Genomic DNA, 6,483 nt, shown 5'->3' on the forward strand with positions numbered 1-6,483 from the left:
CTGAATACAGCACCGTCACAAATTGCAACTAATTCATTAACTGAACAGATAGAACCTAATGACCAATTACCCGTTATTACCTCTAAATAATCAGGTGTTTCTACATCTTCTAGTAATCCAATAAATTCAAACCCATCTGATAGCAAAGCAGATGCAACATAGCTATCCTTGGGAGAAAACCAGCATGGTAAACTCCGGGGCTTATCGGTGTATTCGATATCCTTCATAATGTTTATTTGGTAGTAGTGAAAATTGGCATTATTGCCAGTGCTACCAGTGACATTCGATGTCAAGCATCACGCTATTTTTAATTTGGTAGCTGTTTCTTTTGTTAGACAATGTTAGGAATCAAAATCAATTGGTTTACCGTTAAAATGTTGGTAGATTTTCTCAGGTCGCAACCAATCAGGTAATGTAACTGGGTGTTGCTCTAATTCATTACCATCAGCATCTACTAAACCTTCTAAGATGCCTTTAAAAAGCGGTTTAGCTTGTGGTGTGGTTTTTAAATTTAATCTGTATGTTTGGGTTTTTATTGGTTCTGAAATACCACTACATCCACCTAAGCAATCTTGAGTTAAATTATGGCTGATTAAAATACAATGTTCGTTCCGTTTTCTGGGTGTAGCAATTACAAAAGGCACTATATTAGGAGCGTTATCAAATTTACCTTTGGCGTTAGTTAATTCATCCCAAATAGATACAATAGGGTTATCTTTTAAGGTTCTATGTTTTGAGCGTTCAATAGCTGCTATGTAACCATCATTGTAAGATTCCCAATCAATTCCTTGTCCATAAATATTGGGTTCTAATGGTACTAGAAATTTCCAAGCATCGTTTTTATTTTGGTCGTAGTCAATATCTGCGATTGATTCGATTTTGGCATCTATTAGGTAATGTTTCAGGAGTGCGATGGCTGCTGCTGTATAGCTTTTATAACTGCCAGCTTTACCATGAATGATAATGGGGGTGAATGATTCTACTAAGTACCATAGCCAACTGTTTTCATGAGATTTGAGTGCATTGATTAATGATTGTTTTAGTTGTTCATTGGGTGTAGTTTTGGTAGTATCTTCTGTTTTTGAAGTGCCAGATAGTTTGTCTAACTTCCGTTTTATTTCTGCTGTTTCTAATTGGTTCTTAGCTGTTTCTTTATCTAGTTCTGATAGTTGTAGTTGGTGTTGTTTAAGGGATAATTCCCCTTGTAAAGTGCCGTTTAGGTGGTCAAGTTGTAATTCCCCATCACTTTTCATAGCTTGGATGGTTTCTGATGTTTGACGGGCTATCACCTGTTTGGTGATTTCTGCTTGGTTACTTTTGGTAAATCCAAATAAATCTATGTGAGTTTGTTCAATTAAATCATTCTCTAATGCACGTATTTTTAACATTTTGAATTGAGAATGAACTGCTTTTTCTTGATGGTCAGTAAGTGCTTTACTTATTCCATAAGCACTTAATAGAAATAAGGAACTAGCTACACCCCAAAGTACAGCTTTTTCGTCTTCTGGTGGAAGGATTTTTAAAACCTTGATGGAATTGTCAAACAACTGATTACGTCGTTCTTTATCTACTAAATAACTAACACCACGTTTTATATCAGCACCTCTACAACTGCTTTTTACATTACAGTACAATGTTTCTGTGTGTTTGATGCTATCTGAAAACATCGGTATGGATGCACTGAAACCACAGGTTAATAAAATTCCTACCAGGATTGTAGAGTTACGACGCTGTTTTGTTAATTTAGAGTTAAATTCTGTTATTTCTTGCATCTTTATCTACCTCCCAAAAACTGCCACCAGATACCCCATCATCAGTAAAGATTAAAATTACCTTGTTTCCTTTGAGTACAAATCTAAAATGCTCTTTGGGAATAGCATTTAATTCTTCTTGTGTCATTAAGGACCTCCCAACAATCTATATACAAACTCACCTACACCGGACTTTTGTAACCATTCAAGCAGTGAGTTGATGTTAAGAACAATGTCAACAAAACCCCTCGCTAAATAATTAATTGCAATGGCTGTTGCTAAACCACTAACCCACCACTGGAGACATCCCCAGTTACCTTTAATCTTCATTTTGATTAACTCCTGTATTATCGGTATTAGAAAATTTTTTAAATATCCCTATTAGTGCAACTGCTGATAACCCAATCAGCAAGGATAAACCCATATTTGGTAATTGAAAGCTTAATCCTTCACTACTTCTAATCTCGTTGTATGTTTGGGCTATTTGGGATTGAGTATTGATAATTTCAGTGGTGATTTTACTCGTACCTTGTAGCGATACTGCACCACCAATTAATAATTTGATGATTCCTATTAGTGGTTTTTGACCTAATGTAAATTCCCAGCTTTCACTACTGATAGAAAAACTAAAGCTGTCACCTACATCAATTAATCCTGGTAGCAGTGAAACAACTGCTGATGCTACTTGGATAATAGATAAAGTAACTTGCAGTTCAAATAATAACCAAGATAGGGAACAACTGCTAAACTGACAAGCTATAAACAATAAACCGCTATCAATACGCTTTCTAGCTTGAATATCAGCATAAAGTTTAGTTTCAATATGACTTAAATATCTGACTGTTTCTTGATTAATTTGTGTAGATTCTTCACTATCTATAACTGAATCTAGCTCCGGTGGTGTGTGAGGTGCTAACATAATATTAAGAATGTAAAATTAACCTGATGCTATTCCCCCAACCATTACCCGTGATTGGGGGATTACAATTAAAAACCTAATGCTCCTAATATTTGCTGAATTTTACCTTTAATGCCTCTATAATTCTTTTGAGGAATTAAATCTACTCTGGCATCGTTGCCATTATCTAGGTACTCATCAATTACTTTCTCTTGATATTTTTTATCTGCCTCAATTTGTTTCCATTCAGGTCTGTTATTCTGCTCTAATACTGCTACGTCACGGTCAACTCCAACTAGAAAAGCATCCATATATCCTTTGACTTCTTGATAATTTAGTTGGTATTTGTGACGGTCGTTCTCTAGTTTCTTGTCAATTAGATATTGTGCTGATAGTTCGATTTTACCGTGTACGAATTTTCTATCAGCTATTGCAGTAGCGTTAGCTGCTTTGTCTATTGCCAATGTGCTTTTACCAGCAGCTTGCAGAATATCTGCAAGGGCTAAATTATAGGTTTCTGTGCCTTCTATGATTTCCAAATATTGTTCTCTCAGTTTAGGAGCGTATTTATTCATAAATTCAGCCTGTCTGTGCAACTCACCTATTTTTTGAATTGCGGCTAAATCTCCCATAACTGCGTTTTTAAAGTCGGTCAGGGTAATTCCAAATTTTGCTGATAGTTGGCTGTTTAATGCTCCGCCTTTAGCTGTGACATGGTTTTTGATTCTCATATTCTTAGCGGGTGGTAATGCTTTCATTGTGGTATTTCTAGATATAGGTTAGGGTCGGTAAAATATCGGTGTACAGGTTTAGTTATCCGGTTATTGAAGCGTAGGTTCTCGAAGATAACTAAACCTGATAAAAGGATGATTCCTAATAATAATACTGTAGGATTTATCCTCAATTTAATATTAGGAGGCTTCTGGGAGTTGGAAACATTTGAGCCTTGACTTAACTTTGCTTTTAAAGTCTTTTGATTGTTGCTGTAACTGTTGGTTTATGTTGCGTAATCCATCAGTTAATTGTTGAGAATTTTGATTAAAGCCATCAGTTGCTACCTCTACAATCTCGTTTAAGGTATCGTCAATTTTCTTGGAATTATTAGCAATTCGATGTTTGATAAATGCGATAATTGCCCCTTTGATTTCCTCTAAGGTTTCCTGTAAATCATCACTACTACAGTTAACATTGGTTGCTATTAATTCAATTTCAGCTTCATTGAGAACAACTCCTAAACCTTGAGCAGTGCTAGTAACTAACTCACTCTTGGTAGTGTTTGCTAACGGTGCAGGTTGATACCATCCAGTGCGGTCTACTTGGTGTTGTGATTGGGGTAAGTTTTCAGTATCTTGATCTGCTGTAACAGGGTGGGAATTGTTACCTGTTGTTAGGGTGTTTACTTCGTTTGCACTGTCTACAGTTCCTAATGTTTCCGGTTCTCCCGTGAGGGTTGGTGAAATGTTTCCATTTTCATCATCTACACAGATGGATGTTTCTGGTGTGGTTTCTGGTTCTAATTCGTCAGAGTTATTGTTAGTTAAAGTCTCCAGTTCGGTTGCAGCTTCATTAGTGGTAACTGCTTCTATGTCTTCTGTAATTACTGTTAGTTTTGTGGCATTGTTCATAAAATAATCAGTCACGGCATTAATTTCTACTTTTGTTGGGTTTTCAATGTTCTGAAATGTCTTGATGCACTGGTCTTTAATTTCTCCCAATACAACTTTTAGCCCTTTTCTGGATAGACGGGACTGGATGCGAGTTGCTACTTTATTCAACATGGTTGATTACCTCAAATGAGCTTGTTTTGCTCATGAATTTACTAGCTAACTTTTGCTAGTTGAGCTTCATTTTTAGATTTATAAATCAGTGCCATAGCAGCAATTGGAATTAAAACTGTACTGCTATAAAAAGCTCTGGCTTTATAACCGCCAGCTTTACTAAACCATCTGGAAAGTGTTGATTGGTGTGGTTTGATTCCTTCTTTTTCTAAATAATTCACAAAATCTTTACCTTTCATTCCCTCACCAATGTCAACAGCTTTCTTATCAAGAGTTGCTTTGATTTTGTGGAATTGAGAATAATATTTGGGTGAAGTTTTTCGCAGATTTATGAACAATTCAAACCCGTTTTTGTCCATCTGAAATCCGCAAGCTTGCATAGCTTTTTTGGTTCTCCACCAGTGGACATCGTTTACGCGATAACCCATTAAAGTCTCGTAGACTATCCTTTCTTGCTCCATACGCTGTAGTTTTTAACTTCCACATTTCCAATATAGTGGAAACGTAGTTAAGTTGCAACGTTATAACTTATTTCTTTTTTCTAGTTTCAACCATTAGGCTAAAATACGGTGTGAAAATAGCTCGAACACCTATTCTGATGGCTAAAAAAGACGATCCCAATTACAAAAAATTATCTGGTCACATACCCAAGGAATTATTTACAGACTTTAAGAAAATCCTTATAGACAAAGGCTTGGATATCTCCACTGCTTTGGAAATAATAGTTGGTGAATGGGTTGAAGCGAATAAGAAAGATTAATTTTGATGCAGTATGCACTAACTGTACTCTGCATAATTTGAGTGGAGGTAATACACACACCTGTAAATGTATTACCAATTCCTGTAAATGTATTACCAATCCTGCATGACTAAGGTGGAAATAGTATCAACTATCGTAAATATGCAATATGGGTAATACCAATAATTAAGAAAAACTTGGGCAAAGGCTGATAAATTAGGAGCTATATAATGCAGTTTCGTTGCATTAATTTTTCTAACTATAGTGACTTTTCCCCAGTTTTGGGTATATATTGATTAAGTTATAACGTTATTACCTGGTCGAACTTGTTTAGTCGATCCAAGGCGATCGCCTTTGGCAGTGATACTGTTGGCGAAAGTGTTACAAACTGGTAAACAAAAGTGTTACAACTAAAAGCCGCAACCACAGATTGAAGGTTTGAGTTTCCGTAATACTTTAAAATACAAAAATGTATTACATTCGCCAACAGTATCCGGCAGTGCGCTCCGCGCAATCGCTTCGCTCAAAGCAAGCATCGCACTAATCATTCCTAACGTTGTGATAGCTACGCTCAACGCAGGCATCGCACTCTCAGACTCCCAGAAACCAAAAGCGCCAGCTGATGGATCTGTGCAGTCCCAATCAATTTCTTTAGGAAATCAGGTTATGTTCAGTAGTTTTACCGAAAATAACTATATCCAGGTCTTGCCATGATTGCATTGCTCAAACTATGATCTGTGTTTATATATCGCTATTAATCCTATAAACAAGCTCAAGGAGGAAAATTTATTAACGTGTTCGTAACATTAAATTCCCGCTTACACACACAGCTAACATCCTATGCCAAGATTCACAATTTTGGCCGGAGGAATTTAATGTCTGGCAATCTGAATTTTTCAGCCCATGATCAAGAAGCCCCAGTCAGGTAATCCGACCAGGGCTTTTGTTTTCACGCAGTAATGTGGAAGTTCTGCGTTTTATTTTGAGTCTTTGACTTATAAGGAAAAATTCAGGTCTTATTAAAAACCTAAACCCTTCATATAAGTGCCAGGGAGGCACTAAAATTTATGCTAAATACAATTTATCATTTCCCATGTCCAAATGGGAAGAGTACCCTATTATCTTTTTTTAACGAAGTCGCTTTAGTCGCCTACGCACCAGTATTTTTATATCATACAAAAACGTTATTAAAGCGGTTAAATATTCTTGAACAATTACAAATAACTGGAGAGGCTGCAATCTCCAACTTACAAAAAATGATGGAGGTTGCGTAATGGTTGCACAATTCTCAAGAAACTCCTACCAACCTCACCAAAC

9 protein-coding genes and 1 pseudogene are annotated in these 6,483 nt (G+C 36.3%); 2 read left to right on the top strand and 8 right to left on the bottom strand.

Features of this window, described 5'->3' with window-relative positions:
* From H6G06_RS26875 to H6G06_RS26910, 8 genes and pseudogenes are all read right to left on the bottom strand, one after another.
* Positions 1–227: pseudogene (locus tag H6G06_RS26875) on the bottom strand (hypothetical protein); the annotation flags it as partial.
* A gap of 114 nt (positions 228–341) precedes the next feature.
* Positions 342–1,772: a P-loop NTPase family protein gene (locus H6G06_RS26880; protein WP_190565112.1), complete on the bottom strand. Its 1,431-nt coding sequence runs from the start codon at positions 1,770–1,772 to the stop codon at positions 342–344.
* Positions 1,750–1,899: a hypothetical protein gene (locus H6G06_RS26885; RefSeq protein WP_190565113.1), complete on the bottom strand. Its 150-nt coding sequence runs from the start codon at positions 1,897–1,899 to the stop codon at positions 1,750–1,752. The genes H6G06_RS26880 and H6G06_RS26885 overlap by 23 nt, the downstream gene beginning before the upstream one ends.
* A complete protein-coding gene (locus H6G06_RS26890; protein ID WP_190565114.1) occupies positions 1,899–2,081 on the bottom strand; it encodes a hypothetical protein in 183 nt (60 codons plus the stop codon). The genes H6G06_RS26885 and H6G06_RS26890 overlap by 1 nt, the downstream gene beginning before the upstream one ends.
* Positions 2,071–2,670: a hypothetical protein gene (locus H6G06_RS26895; protein WP_190565115.1), complete on the bottom strand. Its 600-nt coding sequence runs from the start codon at positions 2,668–2,670 to the stop codon at positions 2,071–2,073. The genes H6G06_RS26890 and H6G06_RS26895 overlap by 11 nt, the downstream gene beginning before the upstream one ends.
* A gap of 68 nt (positions 2,671–2,738) precedes the next feature.
* Complete coding sequence (locus tag H6G06_RS26900) at positions 2,739–3,407, bottom strand: hypothetical protein (protein ID WP_190565116.1); 669 nt, start codon at positions 3,405–3,407, stop codon at positions 2,739–2,741.
* Positions 3,408–3,560: 153 nt separating this feature from the next.
* Positions 3,561–4,427, bottom strand: a complete 867-nt coding sequence (locus H6G06_RS26905) for a hypothetical protein (protein ID WP_190565117.1) — start codon at positions 4,425–4,427, stop codon at positions 3,561–3,563.
* Positions 4,428–4,468: 41 nt separating this feature from the next.
* Positions 4,469–4,888, bottom strand: coding sequence for a hypothetical protein (locus tag H6G06_RS26910; RefSeq protein WP_190565118.1), 420 nt, complete (start codon positions 4,886–4,888; stop codon positions 4,469–4,471).
* 110 nt (positions 4,889–4,998) lie between these two features.
* Between H6G06_RS26910 and H6G06_RS26915 the strand changes: the two genes are divergently transcribed.
* Together H6G06_RS26915 and H6G06_RS26920 are read left to right on the top strand one after the other, a co-directional pair.
* Complete coding sequence (locus H6G06_RS26915; protein WP_190565101.1) at positions 4,999–5,187, top strand: hypothetical protein; 189 nt, start codon at positions 4,999–5,001, stop codon at positions 5,185–5,187.
* Between the two features lie 1,046 nt (positions 5,188–6,233).
* On the top strand, positions 6,234–6,440 hold the full coding sequence (locus tag H6G06_RS26920; RefSeq protein ID WP_190565119.1) for a hypothetical protein: 207 nt from the start codon (positions 6,234–6,236) through the stop codon (positions 6,438–6,440).
* Positions 6,441–6,483: the final 43 nt, after the last annotated feature.

Origin of the sequence: Anabaena sphaerica FACHB-251 (genome assembly GCF_014696825.1) — a bacterium.
In the GTDB taxonomy this organism is placed as follows: domain Bacteria; phylum Cyanobacteriota; class Cyanobacteriia; order Cyanobacteriales; family Nostocaceae; genus RDYJ01.